Raw genomic sequence first — 19,181 nt, 5'->3', positions numbered from 1 at the left:
TCTTTATTATAATCTGAGTACTGATATTTCTCTATACCCTTGTAGCTTCAATTTTCAAGAAGTGTTATACTAAAGCGCGAACATAAGCGGAGGTTTGTTTTTATGAAATCTGCATTAAATCATTTTTTAACCCCTTTTCGAATCATTATTATTGCCTATATCGTTGCAATGATTCTGTTTAGTTTTTTACTGTATTTACCGATATCTCATCAACCGGGCGTGGAGGTATTATACTCGGAAGCATTATTTACATCTGTTAGTGCTGTAAGTGTGACAGGATTAACCGTTGTCAATGTATCCGAAACATATAGCTACACAGGAATTGTTTTTCTTTCCTTAGCGATTCAACTTGGTGGCATAGGTGTTATGACACTTGGTACATTTGTTTGGATGCTTTTCGGACGAAAAATCAATTTTTCACAACGGATGCTAATTATGGTTGACCAGAATCAGAATACGTTTTCTGGGTTAGTTAATCTAATGAGAGGGATTTTATTTGTAGCCATTATTATTGAAATCATTGGTGCATTAATTTTAGGGACATATTATCTTCGTTATTTTGATACAATCGGGCAGGCGTATTATCAAGGGGCCTTTGCCGCATTAAGTGCATTTACGAATGCTGGCTTTGATGTGACCGGTGAATCACTGATTCCATTTGCTAATGACTATTACGTTCAATTGGTGACGATATTGCTCATATTTGCTGGTGCAATTGGTTTCCCTGTCCTGTTGGAATTAAAAGAATACTTTTCAAGAAAAAATCCCAATTTTAAATTCAGTTTGTTTACAAAAATAACGACGACAACATACTTTGCCGTATTTATTATCGGGGTTATCGGTATTTGGGCATTGGAAAGTGGCCATTACTACGTTGGCTTAGAATGGCATCAGCAGCTTTTTTACTCTTTATTTAATTCAGCTACGACAAGAAGCGGTGGCTTAGCGACCATGGATGTTTCAAATCTTGGAATGGCAACACTGCTGTTTATGTCAGGGCTCATGATTATTGGCGCAAGCCCTTCAAGTGTGGGTGGAGGAATTCGTACTACGACAATCGCGGTAATGTTTTTAACGATTCGTAGCTTTGCACTTGGTAAAGAGGATGTTAAAGTATTTGGTCGTGAAATTCATCCTGAGGATCGTCAGAAAGCGTTCATTGTTTTATCTGTTTTCATTGTCATGCTGTTTGCAGCAGTTACCTTAATCGTTGCTTTTGAGGGGCAGCACAATGCGCCACTTATGGCGATTATTTTTGAAACAGCATCGGCATTCGGAACATGTGGACTATCGATGGGAGTAACACCGGATTTATCGGTTCCTAGTCAATTTGTCTTAATGATCCTAATGTTTATCGGAAGGGTTGGATTAATTGCATTCCTGTTTTCCGTAAAAAGAAAAGAAACAAAGAGTCATTTTAAATATCCGACAGAGCGCATTATAATTGGATAATAATACATAATTAGGATGAACAATTTTTTATAAAGGCTTTGTTCTATAATTTTATTTTTAGTAAAATGAAATTAATGGAGCAATGTCTTTTTATTTTTGTTCTTTTTTACCCTTTTATTGTTATATTAGAAAAAAATAATAGCCTGTATACGTTTTCTTGACGCGGTTATCCGATGGGAGTACAATAAATTTGTCGGATTTTTTTCACAGAAACTTAATATAAGTTTCATTTTTTCGTAGCATTTCCATATCACGATGTTTCGCGGTGGGGAGGTACATATTATACGAAGAAGAAAGCAGAAAGAGAACGTCTAGGAGTATGGATAGGAATTAAAAAAATTGGGGGGAAAAGTATGGCTGGTAATCGTGAGTATTTTAACCGAAAGTTACACTCTTTACTTGGCGTAATACCTGTTGGATTATTTTTAGTTCAGCATTTGGTCGTCAATCATTTCGCAACACGAGGAGCAAGCGCCTTTAATCAAGCTTCGCACTTTATGGAAAGCTTACCGTTCCGCTACGCACTCGAAATCTTCATCATCTTCATTCCAATGCTTTATCACGCTATTTATGGACTTTATATTGCGTTTCAAGCGCAAAATAATACAGGTCGTTATGGATTTTTTAGAAACTGGATGTTCCGCTTGCAACGTATTTCAGGGATAATCCTGTTAATTTTTATCGCATGGCATGTGTGGGAAACTCGTATTGCGGCAGCGTTTGGTGCTGAAGTAAATTACAATATGATGGCTGATATTTTAAGTTCTCCATTTATGTTAATCTTCTATATTGTCGGTGTAGTATCTGCAACATTCCACTTAGCTAACGGTCTTTGGTCTTTTGCCGTATCTTGGGGTATCACAGTTACACCGCGTTCGCAACAAATTGCAACATACGTAACAATTGCAATCTTCGTTGTTTTAACTTTCATTGGAATTCGTGCGATTTTAGCGTTCATTAATCCGGACTTAGCAGTCTTATAAGGGGTGGGTCTATATGAGTAAAGGAAGAATCATTGTTGTCGGTGGCGGACTAGCTGGTCTGATGGCGACAATTAAAGCAGCAGAAAAAGGCGTCCCAGTGGATCTTTTTTCACTAGTGCCAGTTAAACGTTCTCACTCTGTATGTGCGCAGGGCGGGATTAATGGGGCCGTTAATACAAAGGGTGAGGGTGACTCTCCATGGGAGCACTTTGATGATACAGTATACGGTGGGGACTTTTTAGCAAACCAACCACCAGTTAAAGCAATGACTGAAGCAGCGCCTGGAATCATTCACTTAATGGACCGTATGGGTGTTATGTTTAACCGTACGCCAGAAGGCTTATTAGATTTCCGTCGTTTTGGTGGTACACAGCATCACCGTACAGCGTTTGCAGGGGCAACAACAGGTCAGCAATTATTGTATGCATTAGATGAACAAGTACGTCGTCACGAAACAAGTGGACTAGTTACGAAGTATGAAGGTTGGGAATTCCTTTCTGCTATTGTCGATGATGAAGGAACCTGTCGCGGGATTACGGCACAGGATTTGAAGTCTTCTGAAATTCGTAGCTTCCCTGCAGATGCGGTCATTATGGCAACGGGTGGCCCTGGAATCATTTTTGGGAAATCAACAAACTCTGTTATTAATACGGGATATGCAGCCGCGAAGCTTTATGAGCAAGGCGTTTACTATGCAAATGGTGAATTTATTCAAATCCATCCAACTGCGATTCCGGGTGACGATAAATTACGTCTTATGAGTGAATCAGCACGTGGTGAAGGCGGACGCGTATGGACGTACAAAGACGGAAAACCGTGGTACTTCCTAGAAGAAAAATATCCTGCTTATGGTAACCTTGTTCCGCGTGATATCGCGACTCGTGAAATCTTTGATGTATGTGTTGAGCAGAAGTTAGGGATTAATGGCGAGAACATGGTTTATCTTGATCTTTCACATAAAGATCCGAAAGAGCTTGATATTAAACTTGGTGGAATTATTGAAATCTACGAGAAATTCATGGGTGATGATCCTCGTAAAGTGCCAATGAAAATCTTCCCAGCTGTTCACTATTCTATGGGTGGAATGTGGATCGACTATGATCAGATGACAAATATTCCAGGTTTATTTGCAGCCGGTGAATGTGACTATTCTCAACATGGAGCAAACCGCTTAGGAGCAAACTCATTATTATCTGCGATTTATGGTGGAATGGTTGCTGGACCAAATGCGGTTAACTATATTAATGGTTTAGAAAAGTCTACAGATGCAATTGCATCATCAGTATTTGAAAATGAAGTGAAGAAAGAGCAAGATACTTTCAACAACATCATGAGTATGGATGGTACTGAAAATGCATACATCCTTCATAAAGAGTTAGGGGAATGGATGACAGATAACGTAACAGTCGTTCGTTATAATGATAAGCTTCTTAAGACAGATGAAAAGATTCAGGAATTAATGGAGCGTTATCAAAACATTAACATTAATGATACAGCTAAATGGAGCAACCAAGGAGCTTCGTTTACTCGTCAGTTAGATGGAATGCTTAAGCTAGCACGCGTTATTACGCTTGGCGCTTATAATCGTAACGAAAGTCGTGGTGCTCATTACAAACCTGAATTCCCAGAACGTAATGACGAAGACTTCTTAAAAACAACAAAAGCTAAATACAATGCCGAAACGAAAGCACCAGAGTTCGAATATGAAGAGGTTGATACATCATTAATTCAACCACGTAAACGTGACTATTCACAAAAGAAACAACAAGGAGCTGTTAAATCATGAGTGAAAAATCAATTCGTTTCGTTGTAACACGACAAGATGACCCGAACAGCAGTCCTTATCAAGAGGAATTTGAAGTACCATATCGTCCTAATATGAACGTTATTTCCGCATTGATGGAATTTCGTCGTAACCCAGTAAATACAAAAGGTGAACAAACGACACCAATCGCTTGGGAAATGAACTGCCTTGAGGAAGTGTGTGGAGCATGTTCGATGGTTATCAACGGAAAGCCGCGTCAATCTTGTACAGCTCTTGTTGATCAACTAGAACAACCAATTCGTCTTGAACCAATGAAGACATTTCCTGTTGTTCGTGACTTAGTCATTGATCGTAGCCGTATGTTTGATTCGTTAAAGAAAGTTAAAGCATGGATTCCAATTGATGGAACATATGATTTAGGTCCAGGACCTCGGATGGCTGAGACAAAACGTCAATGGGCTTATGAATTATCAAAATGCATGACTTGTGGAGTTTGCTTAGAAGCATGTCCGAATGTAAACAGTAAATCTGATTTTATTGGTCCAGCACCGCTTTCGCAAGTTCGTTTATTCAATGCTCATCCAACTGGTGAAATGAATAAGGCTGAACGTCTTGAAACGATTATGGGAGACGGCGGACTTGCCAACTGTGGCAACTCACAAAACTGTGTTCAATCTTGTCCGAAGGGAATTCCATTAACAACATCGATTGCTGCACTTAACCGTCAAACGACATTACAATCATTCAAAAACTTCTTCGGGAGTGATTGATAAGTATTTTAGGCTTCTTCTTAATGAAGAGGCCTTTTTGTATAAAAAGAGCATTAAACTAAAAACCAGCAATTCCAAGATGCTGGTTTTTAGTTTTGATGTGATGCTCATAGTTTAAGCGGGTGTTTAATTATATTTCAAGCTCACCTAGTCTGATTAGTTCGATGACGGCTTGAGAGCGCCCCTTTACCCCCAACTTCTGCATTGTATTGGAAATGTGATTTCGAACGGTTTTTTCACTTATGAAAAGTAATTGAGCGATTTCTTTTGTCGTCTTATCTTGGACGAGTAGTTCAAAAACTTCGCGTTCCCTTTTCGTAAGTAAAGGTTTTGGTCCAAATTCTGCTCCTTTCAATGAGTTCACTCCTTCTTGCTCAGGCTGAGAGCAATGCTGGGAAGGTTCCCGGTTTGAAGGGGTTTAGTCATCATAGTATATGTGCAACTACGAACTCTTGTGATTCAAGTAGTTGACAAAAACTAATTTATCAATGTAAACCAGTATTGACGTTTTTTAATCTATTCAGATAAGATGAAGGTGTTCACTCACGTAAGTAAGAAGACAACTACAAGCTGACTTAAGAGAGGTTTAGCCAATGATTAGCTCGTTTTTAATAAAAAAAATATTAAATAATAATGTCGTCATAGCTGAACGTTCTGGGAATCAAGAAGTAATTCTAATCGGGAAAGGGATCGGATTTGGGCGTAATCAAGGAGAATTAATAAGCGAACAAGATGTGGATAAGCTTTTCCTGTTAGTTGATGGTTCTGAACAAGAGCGATATAAGCAGCTTTTATCAGATGTTGATGAGTCTCTTATTTTGCTTATCGAAGAAATGGTTCAATTTATTCAGGCGCAGCTACAGATTAAATTAGATGAACGAATTCATTTGGCGTTAACCGACCATATCCAGTTTGCAATTCGTCGTATTGAACAAGGAATTGAAATACCCAACCCTTTTTTAATGGAAACAGAGATAATGTTTCCACAGGAGTTTGCTGTTGCACGTAAAGTAGTCGAACAACTAAATATAGGTTTAGATGTCGAGCTTCCTGAAGCGGAAATCGGCTTTATTACATTGCATATTAACCGTGCATACTCTAAAAAAACAATTGCAGAAACAAGTGTGCATCCTCAATTAATTCACGAATTGGTTGAATTAATTGAAAAGGAATTAAACATTCACATTGATAAACAATCGGTACAATATATGCGAATTGTTAGTTATTTGTGTGATGTAGTCGACCGCTTTAAAGTGGACGGAGATATTTATCGTTCTAATAATCTAACACATGTATTGAAAGAAGAATTTCAGTTATGCTATAATGTTACTAATCTTATTGTTGACCTATTGAATAATCGTTTTTCTAGTTCTTATTCAATTGGCCAAATGCCTGATGTTGTTCTTTTCTTAAAAAAGCTTTTAAGCATACATAAGTAGTTACACTTAAATTTACGTGTTACTGACTCGATCAGGCATGAGTAAGGAAAGTGTATATGAGGGTTTGAAGGGGTACTCTAAATATGTGCACTTCAATCTGTCATGTGCGTTTCTTTGCTGGTGCCTGTTTTTAGTATGCTTGAAGGATAAAACGTTTTCATTCATATTTTCAAACGAGTAAAAGAAAGAACAAATTGGGCATACTTGCATAGGAGTTAGTAAAAGTTGTTTCACCCAAAATTTTTAATTGAGAGAGGTTGATTATTAATGGCAGAAAAAACATTTAAAATTACAGCAGAAACAGGAATTCACGCACGTCCAGCTACACAATTAGTAAACAAGGCAGGACAATATTCATCTGATATTACACTTGAGTACAAAGGAAAGTCTGTTAACCTTAAGTCAATTATGGGGGTTATGTCACTAGGTGTTGGCCAAGGTGCAGAGGTAGTAGTAAAAGCAGAAGGAGCAGACGCAAACGAAGCTTTAAAAGGTATTGAAGAGATTATTAAAGACGGGTTAGGTGAGTAACTAGCATGCAACAAAAACTCTCAGGCATAGCAGCATCAGCAGGTGTTGCAATTGCTAAGGCTTTTGTCCACGAAGAGCCTGACTTCAACATAGAATTACGTAATGTAGAGAATGCAGACCAAGAAATTCAGCTCTTTTTAGATGCGTTAGCGACTTCACAGGAAGAATTGCGTGTGATTCGTGATAAAGCTGAAACAGAACTTGGCGCAGATAAAGCTGAAATCTTTTCAGCTCATCTCCTTGTACTTAATGATCCTGAATTAATTGATGCTGTTAAAGAAAAGATCAATCAGGATAAACAAAATGCTGAGTACGCTTTGAATGAAGTGGCAACGATGTTTATCTCTATGTTTGAAAATATGGATAACGAGTATATGAAGGAAAGAGCAGCGGATATCCGCGATGTAACAAAGAGAGTACTTGGTCACCTTCTTGGGATTAAAGCTCAATCTCTCGCGACAATTTCAGAAGAGACCATTGTTATAGCTGAGGATTTAACACCATCCGATACGGCTCAACTTAACCCAGTCTTTATTAAAGGGTTTGCCACAGATATTGGTGGTCGTACATCTCACTCGGCGATTATGTCACGATCTTTAGAAATTCCAGCTGTTGTTGGGACGAAGGAAGTGACAAAGCAAGTTGAAACAGGAACATTAATGATTGTCGATGGGTTAGATGGTGACGTTATTATTGACCCTTCGGCTGAGCAATTGGCACATTATCAAACAAAGAAAGAGAAGTTTGAAAGGCAAAAGGAAGAATGGGCCAAGCTTGTTAATGAGCCAACTACGACAAAAGATGGTAAACATGTAGAACTTGCTGCAAATATTGGGACACCTAAGGATGTAGATGGTGTTTTAAACAATGGTGCAGAAGGTGTAGGACTATACCGTACTGAGTTTCTTTATATGGGCCGCGATCGTCTTCCGAGTGAGGAAGAGCAGTTTGAAGCGTATAAAGAAGTTGTTGAACGAATGGACGGTAAGCCAGTTGTTATTAGAACACTTGATATCGGCGGGGATAAAGAATTACCATACTTAGATTTACCTAAGGAGCTCAACCCATTTTTAGGCTTTAGAGCTGTTCGTCTATGCTTAGAGGAGCAAACGATTTTCCGAACACAATTGCGTGCTTTGTTAAGAGCAAGTGCATATGGGAATTTAAAGATTATGTTTCCGATGATTGCTACGCTTGAGGAGTTACGTCAAGCAAAAGCTCTTTTACAAGAGGAGAAAGCGCAGCTTCAAAAAGAAGGAACGAAGGTCTCTGATAGTATGGAAGTTGGAATTATGGTAGAAATCCCATCAACCGCTATAGCAGCTGATCTTTTTGCCAAAGAGGTTGACTTTTTTAGTATCGGAACAAATGATCTGATTCAATACACAATGGCAGCCGATCGGATGAATGAGCGTGTGTCATATTTATATCAACCATACCACCCTGCGATTTTAAGATTAGTTAAAATGGTAATTGATGCTGCGCATAAACATGGAAAATGGGCCGGCATGTGTGGTGAAATGGCTGGTGACGAAATCGCGATTCCTCTTCTCCTTGGACTTGGTTTAGATGAATTTAGCATGAGTGCAACATCGATATTGCCTTCACGAAGTCAAATTCATAATCTCTCAAAAGAGGAATTATCTTCTTTCGCACTTGAAATGCTACAATTAAGTACGGCTGATGAAGTTGAACAGAAAGTTCGTGAACATTTTTTAAATGGATAGATTAAAAAAGCAATTGTCCTTGACGATTGCTTTTTTTGTGGGAAATGACAAGTAGAATTTCTTGGCTACCAAAGCCCTATTTTCTTATGCGGAGGTGAGTTTACTAGATATTTGCTTGCATTTCTCATAAAAAACAGAGACAATATATTGGTAGATTCAAACAAGATCAACTGTTATATTATAGCTGGAAATAACCGAAGTGGGCTTTACAGGAGGGGTGGAAGTGAGTCACGAGCAAGTAGAACAAATCGAACGTTCATTAAGGATGGTTGCCGATATCGTGAAGCAAAAGGGACGTGAGATCCTAACGCAGTTTCCAATCACACCACCGCAGTTTGTAGCATTACAATGGTTAAATGAATATGGTGATATGACGATAGGTGAACTCTCAACCAAAATGTACTTAGCTTGTAGTACAACGACTGATTTAATTGATAGAATGGAAAAAAATGAACTAGTCGAGCGAGTAAGGGATGGACAGGATCGTCGTGTCGTTCGGATTCATTTACTAAATAAAGGGAAAATTATTATTAATGAAGTGATAAAGAAAAGACAGCAGTATCTTGAGGGGATTTTAAAAAACTTTTCTAAAGATGAGGTTGATGGTCTCGAACGAAATTTACACGTTTTACACAGTGAAATGAAAGCAACTCGAGTCAATCAATCGTAATAGAACAACATAGAAATTGAGGGAGTATCGTTGGATAGACCAATTGGTGTTATTGATTCGGGATTAGGTGGTTTGACGGTTGCGAAGGAGCTTCTTCGTCAGTTACCGAAAGAAGAAATTGTTTATATAGGAGACTCAGCGCGTTGTCCTTATGGTCCACGTACTCCTGAGGAAGTGCGTGCTTTTACGTGGGAAATGATTGAACGATTGATGGAAGAACAAATGAAAATGCTCGTCATTGCTTGCAATACAGCTGCAGCGGTTGTATTAGATGAAGTAAAGCGAGAGCTATCGATTCCTGTGGTAGGTGTTGTTCACCCAGGGGCTATTAGTGCATTAAAGGTTACTAAGTCAGACCATGTAGCTGTTATTGGAACATCAGGTACGATTCAAAGCCGTGCCTATGAAAAAGCGCTCAAAACGATTAATAGTCAAGTAAAAGTAGAAAGTTTGGCTTGCCCTCCATTTGTTCCTTTAGTTGAGCGTGGGATATTTGAAGGGATGGAAGCGACGACTGTTGTTGAAGAAACACTCCGTCCGTTAAAAGGGAAGGGATTTGATACGCTTATTCTCGGGTGTACGCATTATCCCTTACTTCGTGATGTGATTCAACAAGCAGTTGGTGATGACATTCATCTTATTTCGTCTGGTGATGAGACAGCAAGAGAAGTAAGTGGATTATTATACCATAAAAATCTTCTATTCACTAAGGATAGAACACCTCAACATACGTTTTTTACTACCGGAGATGCAGATAAATTCAAGCGTTTAGCTGATAATTGGCTTGAAATGAATGTCGAACGAGTGAGAACAATAAACCTTGGAGTCAAAACCGATTGAGCTGATGCTTAATCGGTTTTTTTTGTACTCGTGTTGCTGCGATTTATCTTAGTCGTTTCATTTTTTTCAGGCTTTCAATTAATTGAACATAATAAAAAAATATAGACAAAGTTGGTCTATTCTATCAGAAAGCTCGTATACATGTAGTACAAACTATCTTAGGAGGGAAAACAATGCGCAAAGTGTTTTTTAAGGGAGTTCCTGTGCTACTATTTACAACATTAACGGTCACAGCATGCTCTTTCGGTTCAGATGAAGCAATGAAGGAAATGGATACACCTCCAGTAAGCTACGTAGAAGAAGGAGATTCATTAGATATCGAAGAGTTAGGTGAAGAAATTAGTGAGGAGAATGCGCAAGATGAAGGTGAAGTTGATGAAGAAGCCGTTAAAGATAAAGTAGAGAGGGAGCTTTATTTGATCGATTCAAATGGTTTGGTTGTTCCACAAACCCTTGCACTACCAAAAACAGAAGGGACATTAAGACAATCACTTGAATACCTTGTACAAGATGGACCAGTGAGTGATATGTTACCAAACGGTTTTCAAGCAGTTATTCCTGCAGGTACAACGGTTGATGTCAATTTAAAGGACGGGACAGCTATTGCCGATTTTTCAAAGGAGTTTAAAGAATATAATCCTGAGCAAGAACAACAAATTTTACAGGCAATCACATGGACATTAACTCAGTTTGATAATGTAGAACAGGTACAGATACGCATTAATGGTCATAACCAAGAGACAATGCCAGTGAATGGCACACCAATTGGAAAAGGTGTAAGTCGAGCAAATGGAATTAACATCGAAGCAGATAATGTTGTCGATGTTGTAAATAGTAAAGGTGTTAACCTTTACTTCCTTGCTCAAAATGGAGATAACACATATTATGTTCCTGTAACCCGTAGAGTGAGTAACGAAACGGACACAGTCAAAGTTGCTGTTGAAGAATTACTAAAGGGACCATCTTATCATTCCAACTTGTTAACGGAATTTAGTAAAGGTGTTGCCCTTATCGATGAACCGATGTATGAAAATGGTGTTGTTACATTAAATTTTAATGAAGCTCTGTTAAATCAATTACAGGGAAGTGCAGTTTCACAAGAAGTGATGAATATGCTAGCACTAACGTTGACTGAACAAGAGGGGATTGAAAAAGTAGCTGTTCAAGTAAATGGTGAAGGAAATATTCTTAGCGAATCAGGTGAAGTTGCTGAACCTGTTTCAAGGCCGACTAAGATAAATAAAGGAAGTTTTTAAAAAGAGCAGGAAAAGAACTTGGACGTCTTGAATCTTTTGATTATAATAAAGCTATAAATGAAGGAGGAGCGACGAGCTACCTCCTTTTTATTGTCCTATTTATAATGGAAGAGGATAATCTGTATAATTTTGTGTGATGATAGAATGGGACAAATGGAAACCTTAGGAGGATATTGTAAATGAGAAAAGACGGTAGAGCGTTAAATGAAATAAGACCAGTTAATCTGGATTTACATTTTACAAAGCATCCAGAGGGATCGGTGCTAATATCAATGGGGGAAACAAAGGTAATTTGTACTGCGAGTATAGAAGAACGTGTTCCACCATTTATGCGTGGTCAAGGGAAGGGATGGATAACGGCAGAATATTCAATGCTTCCACGTGCAACGGAACAAAGAAATATTCGAGAATCATCTAAGGGGAAAGTAGCAGGAAGAACGATGGAAATTCAAAGACTTATTGGTCGAGCATTAAGAGCCGTATTGGATCTTCAGAAGCTAGGGGAGCGAACAGTTTGGATTGATTGTGATGTTATTCAAGCTGACGGAGGTACTAGGACTGCATCAATTACAGGAGCGTTTGTCGCCCTAGCCCTAGCGATGGATAAGGCGTTAAAAAACAAATCAATAAAGGAGTGGCCAATTAACGATTATCTTGCTGCGGTATCAGTCGGTGTCGACCAAATACATGGTGAAATCCTTGATTTATGTTATGTTGAAGATGCAGCAGCAGATGTTGATTTAAATGTTGTCATGACAGGAAATGGGCAATTTGTTGAATTACAAGGGACGGGTGAAGAAGCAACCTTCTCACGGAACCAGCTTAATAAACTATTGGACTTAGCTGAAGAAGGGATTCGTCAATTGATCCAGGAACAACAACATGCAATAGGTGATATTAAAAGCTATATGGAAGTGAGTAAAGGGGAGGCTGAGTAAATGGAGAAAGAAGTAATTGTAGCAACGAAGAATAAAGGTAAGGTAAAGGAATTTTCACAGCTTCTATCAAAAGAAGGAGTTGTTGTAAAATCGTTACTTGACTATCCCGAAATTCCAGATATTATAGAAGACGGTCAGACATTTACTGAAAATGCAGCAAAAAAAGCAGAAACGATTGCAGAGAAATTTAACTCCACAGTCATTGCTGATGATTCGGGTTTAATAGTTGACGCACTTGGTGGAAAACCTGGTGTTTTCTCCGCCAGATATGCTGGTGAAGAAAAAGATGACATAGCGAATATGGAAAAAGTTTTAAACCAGCTATTAGATTTACCGGATTCTGATCGAACTGCTCGTTTTTATTGCGCAATAGCTGTAGCAATACCAAATAGTGAAACAAGAATATACGAAGGGGCATGTGAAGGATATATAACGCGTGAACCGAGAGGAAAGAACGGATTTGGTTATGACCCTATCATGTACATACCTGAAAAGGAAAAAACAATGGCCGAGCTAGCAGCTGATGAAAAAAATAAAATCAGTCATCGCTCAAAAGCATTAAAGGCACTACTCTCTGAGAGAGAAGAAATATTTCGGTCGTAATGTATAACCATTTCAACCTCGTAATAGAGAGAGGAGAATAGCAATAGTGAAAGTTTTGATTATGAGTGATAGTCACGGCTGGGAAGATGAAGTACGTGATGTGATAGAAATAAATTCAGAAGTTGATATGATCATACATTGTGGTGATTCTGAACTTGATAGAGATTCATCTGTATTCCGAAATGTACTAGTTGTAAAAGGGAACTGCGATTTCGGTGGGGACTTTCCGGAAGAAGTTTATGAGACAATAGATGATGTTTCATTTTATGTAACGCACGGGCATTTATATAATGTAAAAATGACTCTTGAGCGGATCACTTATCGAGGTGAGGAAAAAAATGCTACAATCGTTTGCTTTGGTCACACTCATATAGCGACGTGCTTTCAGCAAAATGGTGTTGTCTATATTAACCCTGGTAGCTTACGTCTCCCAGTCAGACCGAAGGAACAGACGTATTGTATTTGTGATGTAACAAATGAATCAATTACCGTTCAGTATTTTAACCGTGAAGGAATAGAGGTTTCAGACTTTAAAAAAACCTTCATTAGATAGATAACGTTCCTACCGGTAGTACGTATTACTGGTAGGAAATACTTTTTGGTTGAAATTCTCAAAGGAAAATGGTTGACATCAGATGTTAATTTTGCTATGATTATTTACGTCGCCGAATAAATAAAAGCTAAGAAATTTGTTTGGTGCGTAAGTAAAATAATTTTTACAAAAAAACATGCGGGTGTAGTTTAGTGGTAAAACCTCAGCCACGAGCGATTACATCGTCGAAACGGCAACGAGTTGTCTCGACACAGCAAGCTACGAAGAGTTGCTAGAAGAGGAAGAGACATGAATGTGCGTAAGATGAATGAGGGTAACAGTTGAAAAACATGCGGGTGTAGTTTAGTGGTAAAACCTCAGCCTTCCAAGCTGATGTCGTGAGTTCGATTCTCATCACCCGCTTTTTGTCCCAGTAGCTCAGCAGGATAGAGCAACGGCCTTCTAAGCCGTCGGTCGGGAGTTCGAATCTCTCCTGGGACGCCATTTATACATAGTTAAAACGTCTCCATTTATATGGGGACGTTTTTTGTGTTGTCAGTGTGTTGTTGCACCATTTGCAGATATTCATGTGTATCCTTTATGAGCTTTTCAGAATCATAAAACAAGACATGCCATTGTTTTTTACGAAAGCTACGCGTGATTTTTTTTTCATCCAAAGAGTGGTTTCGTTCGATAAAGGCTAAACGATAAGGGACAAGCGCTACGTTAACGTGATAACCCTCTACCTTATAATGGGGGGTCGGATAATAATTGCCTTCTCGTAAATATTTATATAGCTTTAGCTCTGCTTCATTTTTGCAGGCCTCCCAGTTATCTTTTACGAGGACAAGTGAAGCCTTTCTATTTGGTTTCATATGGATAAACGGAAAACGTGGCATAATTGTGAACTTTTTTATTATTTTTTTCATGCGTCTCATCTAACATCACCTATCAAAAAGGTTGCCCAAATTTTCCTTTATATATGTACGAAGAGAGGAAGAAAAAGTAAAGATTTTTTTATGATTAACGTTATAGAAGATTGAAAGCGTATTCTTTTAGGGCTTAGTCAAAATTGTCTAATTATTTTTGCAAAAGTGGTTGACCAAACCAGGGAATGAGCGTAAGATATAGTTCAAACGTATAAGGTAAATCTTAAAAATGCGCAATAAAAATCTGTAGATTTTCTAACATATTTTGTTAAAAATTCTACGAGATTGGTAATTTAACCCCTGTCCAAAGAATGTATTGAAAAATGTATTTTTTCATTTTATGATATTTTTGAGGGAATAGTTTAAAAGTTTAAAAATATGTGCATTTAGAGAGAATTAAAGCAAGGCTGGGAGAGATTCGATGAGAAGTGATATGATTAAAAAAGGGATAGACCGTGCGCCACATCGAAGCTTACTTCGTGCGGCTGGAGTAAAAGAAGAGGATATGGACAAACCGTTTATCGGTGTTTGTAACTCTTATATTGATATTATTCCAGGTCACATGCATTTAAATAAATTTGCTGAAGTTGCGAAAGAAGCAATTCGCGAAGCTGGTGGGATTCCGTTTGAATTCAACACAATTGGTGTTGATGATGGTATTGCAATGGGGCACATCGGAATGCGTTATTCCTTACCAAGTCGTGAAATTATCTGTGATGCAGCTGAAACGGTTATCAATGCTCACTGGTTTGATGGAGTCTTTTATATTCCAAACTGTGATAAAATTACGCCGGGGATGCTAATGGCCTCAGTTCGTACGAATGTACCAGCTGTATTTGTTTCAGGCGGACCGATGGAAGCTGGTAGGACAAAAGATGGTAAGAGCTTGTCGCTAGTTTCTGTTTTTGAAGGTGTCGGTGCATTTTCTTCAGGAAAAATGACAAGGGAAGAACTTCTCGAAATTGAACAATCAGCCTGTCCAACATGTGGATCTTGTTCTGGGATGTTCACAGCAAACTCTATGAATTCATTAATGGAGATGCTTGGATTAGCATTGCCAGGAAATGGGACATTAGTAGCGACGTCAGAAGATCGCCATCAACTAATTAAGGACGCTGCGAAGCATTTAATGAATCTTATTGAAAAAGATATTCGTCCACGAGATATCGTGACAAAAGATACAATTGATGACGCTTTTGCTTTAGATATGGCAATGGGCGGTTCAACAAACACAGTTTTGCATACACTAGCTATTGCAAATGAAGCTGAGATTGATTATGATTTAAATCGAATCAATGAAGTTGCAGAACGTGTACCATATTTAAGTAAAATTAGTCCAGCATCAGATTATTCAATGGATGATGTTCATAAGGCGGGTGGTGTGAGTGCCATTATCAAAGAGCTTTGCTCAATTGAAGGTGCTATTCATCCAGAAAGAATTACCATTACAGGTAAAAGCCTTTACGAAAATGTAAAAGATGCAGAAATTTTAAATGATGATGTTATTCGCCGCAAAGATAACCCATATAGTCCAGTTGGTGGATTATCCGTTCTTTTCGGAAATATTGCACCAGACGGCTGTGTTATCAAAGTTGGAGCTGTTGATCCATCGATTAAAGTGTTTGAAGGGGAAGCGATCGTCTTCAACTCTCAAGAAGAAGCACAAAAGGGAATCAATGATGGTTTAGTTAAGGAAGGACACGTTGTTGTTATCCGTTATGAAGGTCCAAAAGGCGGCCCTGGAATGCCAGAGATGCTAGCGCCGACATCAGCTATTGCTGGTAGAGGGTTAGGGACGAAGGTTGCCCTAATTACAGACGGTCGTTTTTCAGGTGCATCTCGTGGAATCTCAATTGGACATATTTCACCTGAAGCTGCAGAAGGTGGTCCAATTGCTTTCGTAGAAAATGGAGATAAGATAAGAATCGATTTGCCGAATCGTACTATAGAGTGGCTCGTATCTGATGAGACGATTGAAAAGCGCTCTGAAGGATGGGTTGAGCCAGAACCAAAAGTGAAAAAAGGTTATCTCGCTAGATATTCTAAACTTGTAACATCAGCTAATACTGGTGGGGTAATGAAAATCTAATAGTAAAAACGATGAAGAGGAAAAGTACCTGTTACGTGATTTCCACAGAGAGCCGTAGTTGCTGAGATACGGTGTTATCCTAACAGGGAAACTCACCTCCGAGTATCAGTCTGAACGATGAATCCATTTATTAAGGCTGGTCGAGTGTACACAGCACTCGTTACCAAAAAGTGATAAGCACAGACTTATCCGTAAGATCGAATGTTACATTCGATGAATAAGGGTGGTACCGTGGAAAGTTAATCTTTTCGCCCCTTCGGTCGCTAGTAGCGGCTTCCTATGGGGTGAAAAGATTTTTTTGTTTCTTTTTTTACAGAATGTTCGCATTGTTTTGTGCTATAGAATGTCTAAAAAAAGAGCGATTTTGTAAGGAGGAAGAAAGGATGAATACAAAATTGAGAAACAAAGAGCAGCAGCAAGCTAATGAGCCAAAGGAATTAACTGGTTCAGGAATGTTACTTGAGGCTCTTGCGCATGAGGGTGTTGATGTTATTTTTGGTTATCCAGGTGGAGCAATCCTACCTACGTATGACGAAATTTATAAAATGGGTGTTCGCCACATTTTAGCACGACACGAGCAAGGAGCTATTCATGCTGCGGAAGGCTATGCTCGTGTTTCGGGAAGGCCAGGAGTATGTATCGTTACGTCCGGACCAGGTGCCACTAATGTAATTACAGGTATTGCTGATGCGATGATCGACTCATTACCTCTTGTTGTTATTACAGGTCAAGTAGCGACAAATTTAATTGGTACAGATGCTTTCCAAGAAGCTGATATTATTGGAATTACAATGCCGATTACGAAGCATAACTACCAAGTACGCTCATTAGAAGAGCTTCCACGAATTGTAAAAGAAGCGTTTCATATTGCGACAACAGGACGACCAGGTCCAGTAGTTATTGACTTACCAAAGGATATATCTTTAAGTACTGGCTTGTTTAACTATGATAAAGAAGTTGATTTACCAGGGTATCAACCGACAATCGTACCTAACAAACTGCAAATTCGTAAAGTTGTTGATGCTGTAACCGAAGCTAAGAAGCCAGTAATTCTAGCAGGAGCAGGGGTTCTGCATGCAAAAGCATCTGATGAATTAATCGAATATGTTGAGCAGCAGCAAATACCAGTAGTTAATACTTTACTTGGTTTAGGTAGTTTCCCTGGTGAGCACGAACTTCATCTTGGGATGGGGGGAATGCATGGAACGTACCCTGCAAACATGGCGTTACATGGAGCGGATTTATTAATTAATATTGGTGCGCGTTTTGATGATCGTTTAACTGGTAATTTAGCTTATTTTGCACCAGAGGCAAAAGTTGTTCATATCGACATTGATCCTGCTGAAATTGGAAAAAATGTTAAAACAGAAATCCCAGTTGTTGGTTGTGCAAAAGAAGCTCTTAAAATGCTTATAGCTGAAAATGGTAAACAAAGTGAATGTGCGGAATGGAAAGCTTATCTACAAGAAATGGTACAGGAATATCCACTTTGGTATCAGGAGGATGGCGAGACGATTAAGCCTCAGCAACTTCTTGAATTAATCTATGAAGAAACAAAAGGTGAAGCGATTGTTACAACGGATGTAGGTCAGCACCAAATGTGGTCTGCTCAATTTTATAAATTTAATAAACCGAACCGCTGGGTAACTTCTGGTGGATTAGGAACAATGGGCTTTGGGTTCCCAGCTGCTATCGGCGCTCAATTTGCTGAGCCAGAATCTCCAGTTATTGCAGTTATTGGAGATGCAGGGTTCCAAATGACTGCACAAGAACTATCGATTTTACAAGAATTAAATCTTCCTGTCAAAATCGTCATTGTTAATAACGCGTCTCTTGGAATGGTTCGCCAATGGCAGCAATTGTTCCATGGCGAGAGATATTCGAACTCGTTATTCCCAATTCAACCAAATTTCATTAAGCTAGCTGAAGCTTATGACATTAAAGGAATGAAGGTTGAAAAACTATCCGAGGTACGTGGGGCTATTAAAGAAATGCTCGAACATCCTGGACCAGTACTTGTTGATTTCCGTGTTGCGAAAGAAGAGAATGTTTATCCTATGATCGCTCCTGGAAAAGGTCATCATCAAATGGAGGGGATTAAGCCATGAAGAGAACCATTACAGCACTTGTAAACAATACAGCTGGTGTATTAAATAGAATTACTGGATTGTTTGCGAGAAGACACTTTAACATTGAGAGTATTACTGTTGGTGTCACTGAAAACCCAGCAATCTCTCGTATGACATTTGTTGTACTCGTTGATAGTATGGAAAACATTGAACAAGTTACAAAGCAATTAAATAAGCAAGTTGATGTTTTGAAGGTTAAAGATATTACGGATGAATCGATTGTTGCAAGAGAATTAGCATTAATTAAAATTGTTGCAACTCCGCAACAACGAGGCGAAATTGCCGCTCTTGTTAATCCGTTCCGTGCGTCAATTCTTGATGTTGGTCGAGAGAGCATGACAATTCAAATTACGGGTGATCATCCAAAGGTTGAAGCGTTTATCGACTTACTACGTCCTTATGGAATAAAAGAGCTTGCTCGTACAGGGATTACTGCATTTAATCGAGGCAATAAAAAGTCAGCAACAGACCCATATCGTTTGAGTCTTATTAACTAAAATTTTAATTTTAAAAATTAAAATATATTCT

General features: G+C 38.7%; 18 protein-coding genes, 2 tRNA genes and 1 other annotated feature. Of the genes, 18 read left to right on the top strand and 2 right to left on the bottom strand.

The window, feature by feature from the left end:
• The first annotated feature begins 102 nt into the window (after positions 1–102).
• The 4 genes from B1R93_RS09585 to sdhB all read left to right on the top strand — a co-directional run bounded on the left by B1R93_RS09585 (position 103) and on the right by sdhB (position 4,970).
• Positions 103–1,452 (top strand): TrkH family potassium uptake protein, encoded by a 1,350-nt coding sequence (locus B1R93_RS09585; protein WP_088103758.1) that lies wholly within the window; start codon positions 103–105, stop codon positions 1,450–1,452.
• A 353-nt stretch (positions 1,453–1,805) separates the two neighbouring features.
• Positions 1,806–2,435: a succinate dehydrogenase cytochrome b558 subunit gene (locus B1R93_RS09580; RefSeq protein ID WP_088103757.1), complete on the top strand. Its 630-nt coding sequence runs from the start codon at positions 1,806–1,808 to the stop codon at positions 2,433–2,435.
• Between the two features lie 13 nt (positions 2,436–2,448).
• On the top strand, positions 2,449–4,221 hold the full coding sequence (gene sdhA, locus B1R93_RS09575; RefSeq protein ID WP_088103756.1) for a succinate dehydrogenase flavoprotein subunit: 1,773 nt from the start codon (positions 2,449–2,451) through the stop codon (positions 4,219–4,221).
• A complete protein-coding gene (gene sdhB, locus B1R93_RS09570) occupies positions 4,218–4,970 on the top strand; it encodes a succinate dehydrogenase iron-sulfur subunit (RefSeq protein ID WP_088103755.1) in 753 nt (250 codons plus the stop codon). The genes sdhA and sdhB overlap by 4 nt, the downstream gene beginning before the upstream one ends.
• A gap of 130 nt (positions 4,971–5,100) precedes the next feature.
• Here the strand turns inward: sdhB and B1R93_RS09565 are convergent, their stop codons facing one another.
• Positions 5,101–5,325 (bottom strand): helix-turn-helix domain-containing protein, encoded by a 225-nt coding sequence (locus B1R93_RS09565; protein WP_088103754.1) that lies wholly within the window; start codon positions 5,323–5,325, stop codon positions 5,101–5,103.
• A gap of 238 nt (positions 5,326–5,563) precedes the next feature.
• Between B1R93_RS09565 and B1R93_RS09560 the strand changes: the two genes are divergently transcribed.
• The 11 genes from B1R93_RS09560 (at position 5,564) to B1R93_RS09510 (ending at position 14,010) form a co-directional block, all read left to right on the top strand.
• The gene (locus B1R93_RS09560) at positions 5,564–6,409 is read left to right on the top strand and encodes a PRD domain-containing protein (RefSeq protein ID WP_088103753.1); all 846 of its coding nucleotides are present in this window, start codon (positions 5,564–5,566) and stop codon (positions 6,407–6,409) included.
• Positions 6,410–6,676: 267 nt separating this feature from the next.
• Positions 6,677–6,940, top strand: coding sequence for a phosphocarrier protein HPr (locus B1R93_RS09555; RefSeq protein ID WP_088103752.1), 264 nt, complete (start codon positions 6,677–6,679; stop codon positions 6,938–6,940).
• 5 nt (positions 6,941–6,945) lie between these two features.
• Complete coding sequence (gene ptsP, locus B1R93_RS09550) at positions 6,946–8,667, top strand: phosphoenolpyruvate--protein phosphotransferase (protein WP_088103751.1); 1,722 nt, start codon at positions 6,946–6,948, stop codon at positions 8,665–8,667.
• Between the two features lie 223 nt (positions 8,668–8,890).
• On the top strand, positions 8,891–9,337 hold the full coding sequence (locus B1R93_RS09545) for a MarR family winged helix-turn-helix transcriptional regulator (protein WP_088103750.1): 447 nt from the start codon (positions 8,891–8,893) through the stop codon (positions 9,335–9,337).
• Between the two features lie 30 nt (positions 9,338–9,367).
• Positions 9,368–10,177 (top strand): glutamate racemase, encoded by an 810-nt coding sequence (gene racE / locus B1R93_RS09540; protein WP_088103749.1) that lies wholly within the window; start codon positions 9,368–9,370, stop codon positions 10,175–10,177.
• A gap of 173 nt (positions 10,178–10,350) precedes the next feature.
• Positions 10,351–11,433: a GerMN domain-containing protein gene (locus tag B1R93_RS09535; protein ID WP_088103748.1), complete on the top strand. Its 1,083-nt coding sequence runs from the start codon at positions 10,351–10,353 to the stop codon at positions 11,431–11,433.
• Between the two features lie 179 nt (positions 11,434–11,612).
• Positions 11,613–12,371 (top strand): ribonuclease PH, encoded by a 759-nt coding sequence (rph, locus tag B1R93_RS09530; protein WP_088103747.1) that lies wholly within the window; start codon positions 11,613–11,615, stop codon positions 12,369–12,371.
• Positions 12,372–12,974 (top strand): XTP/dITP diphosphatase, encoded by a 603-nt coding sequence (locus B1R93_RS09525; RefSeq protein ID WP_088103746.1) that lies wholly within the window; start codon positions 12,372–12,374, stop codon positions 12,972–12,974.
• Between the two features lie 46 nt (positions 12,975–13,020).
• A complete protein-coding gene (locus B1R93_RS09520) occupies positions 13,021–13,527 on the top strand; it encodes a metallophosphoesterase family protein (RefSeq protein ID WP_088103745.1) in 507 nt (168 codons plus the stop codon).
• A 331-nt stretch (positions 13,528–13,858) separates the two neighbouring features.
• Positions 13,859–13,929, top strand: a tRNA-Gly gene (locus B1R93_RS09515).
• Between the two features lie 4 nt (positions 13,930–13,933).
• Positions 13,934–14,010: transfer RNA gene (locus B1R93_RS09510), tRNA-Arg, on the top strand.
• Positions 14,011–14,036: 26 nt separating this feature from the next.
• Here B1R93_RS09510 and B1R93_RS09505 read toward each other — a convergent pair.
• Positions 14,037–14,435 carry a hypothetical protein gene (locus B1R93_RS09505; protein ID WP_088104638.1) on the bottom strand — a complete coding sequence of 133 codons (399 nt, stop codon included), beginning with the start codon at positions 14,433–14,435 and terminating at the stop codon, positions 14,037–14,039.
• Positions 14,436–14,856: 421 nt separating this feature from the next.
• Here B1R93_RS09505 and ilvD point away from each other — a divergent pair, with 421 nt between their 5' ends.
• From ilvD to ilvN, 3 genes are all read left to right on the top strand, one after another.
• The gene (gene ilvD, locus B1R93_RS09500; protein WP_088103744.1) at positions 14,857–16,524 is read left to right on the top strand and encodes a dihydroxy-acid dehydratase; all 1,668 of its coding nucleotides are present in this window, start codon (positions 14,857–14,859) and stop codon (positions 16,522–16,524) included.
• Positions 16,525–16,526: 2 nt separating this feature from the next.
• Positions 16,527–16,783 (top strand) — a binding site (T-box leader).
• Positions 16,784–16,907: 124 nt separating this feature from the next.
• Positions 16,908–18,632 carry an acetolactate synthase large subunit gene (ilvB, locus tag B1R93_RS09495; protein ID WP_088103743.1) on the top strand — a complete coding sequence of 575 codons (1,725 nt, stop codon included), beginning with the start codon at positions 16,908–16,910 and terminating at the stop codon, positions 18,630–18,632.
• Complete coding sequence (ilvN, locus tag B1R93_RS09490; RefSeq protein WP_088103742.1) at positions 18,629–19,150, top strand: acetolactate synthase small subunit; 522 nt, start codon at positions 18,629–18,631, stop codon at positions 19,148–19,150. The genes ilvB and ilvN overlap by 4 nt, the downstream gene beginning before the upstream one ends.
• Positions 19,151–19,181 lie beyond the last annotated feature (31 nt).

Source organism: Halalkalibacter urbisdiaboli, from assembly GCF_002156385.1.
Lineage (GTDB): Bacteria > Bacillota > Bacilli > Bacillales > Bacillaceae_D > Halalkalibacter_A > Halalkalibacter_A urbisdiaboli.
The sequence above is the reverse complement of the archived record's forward strand: the minus strand, read 5'-3'. Positions and strand labels throughout refer to the sequence as shown.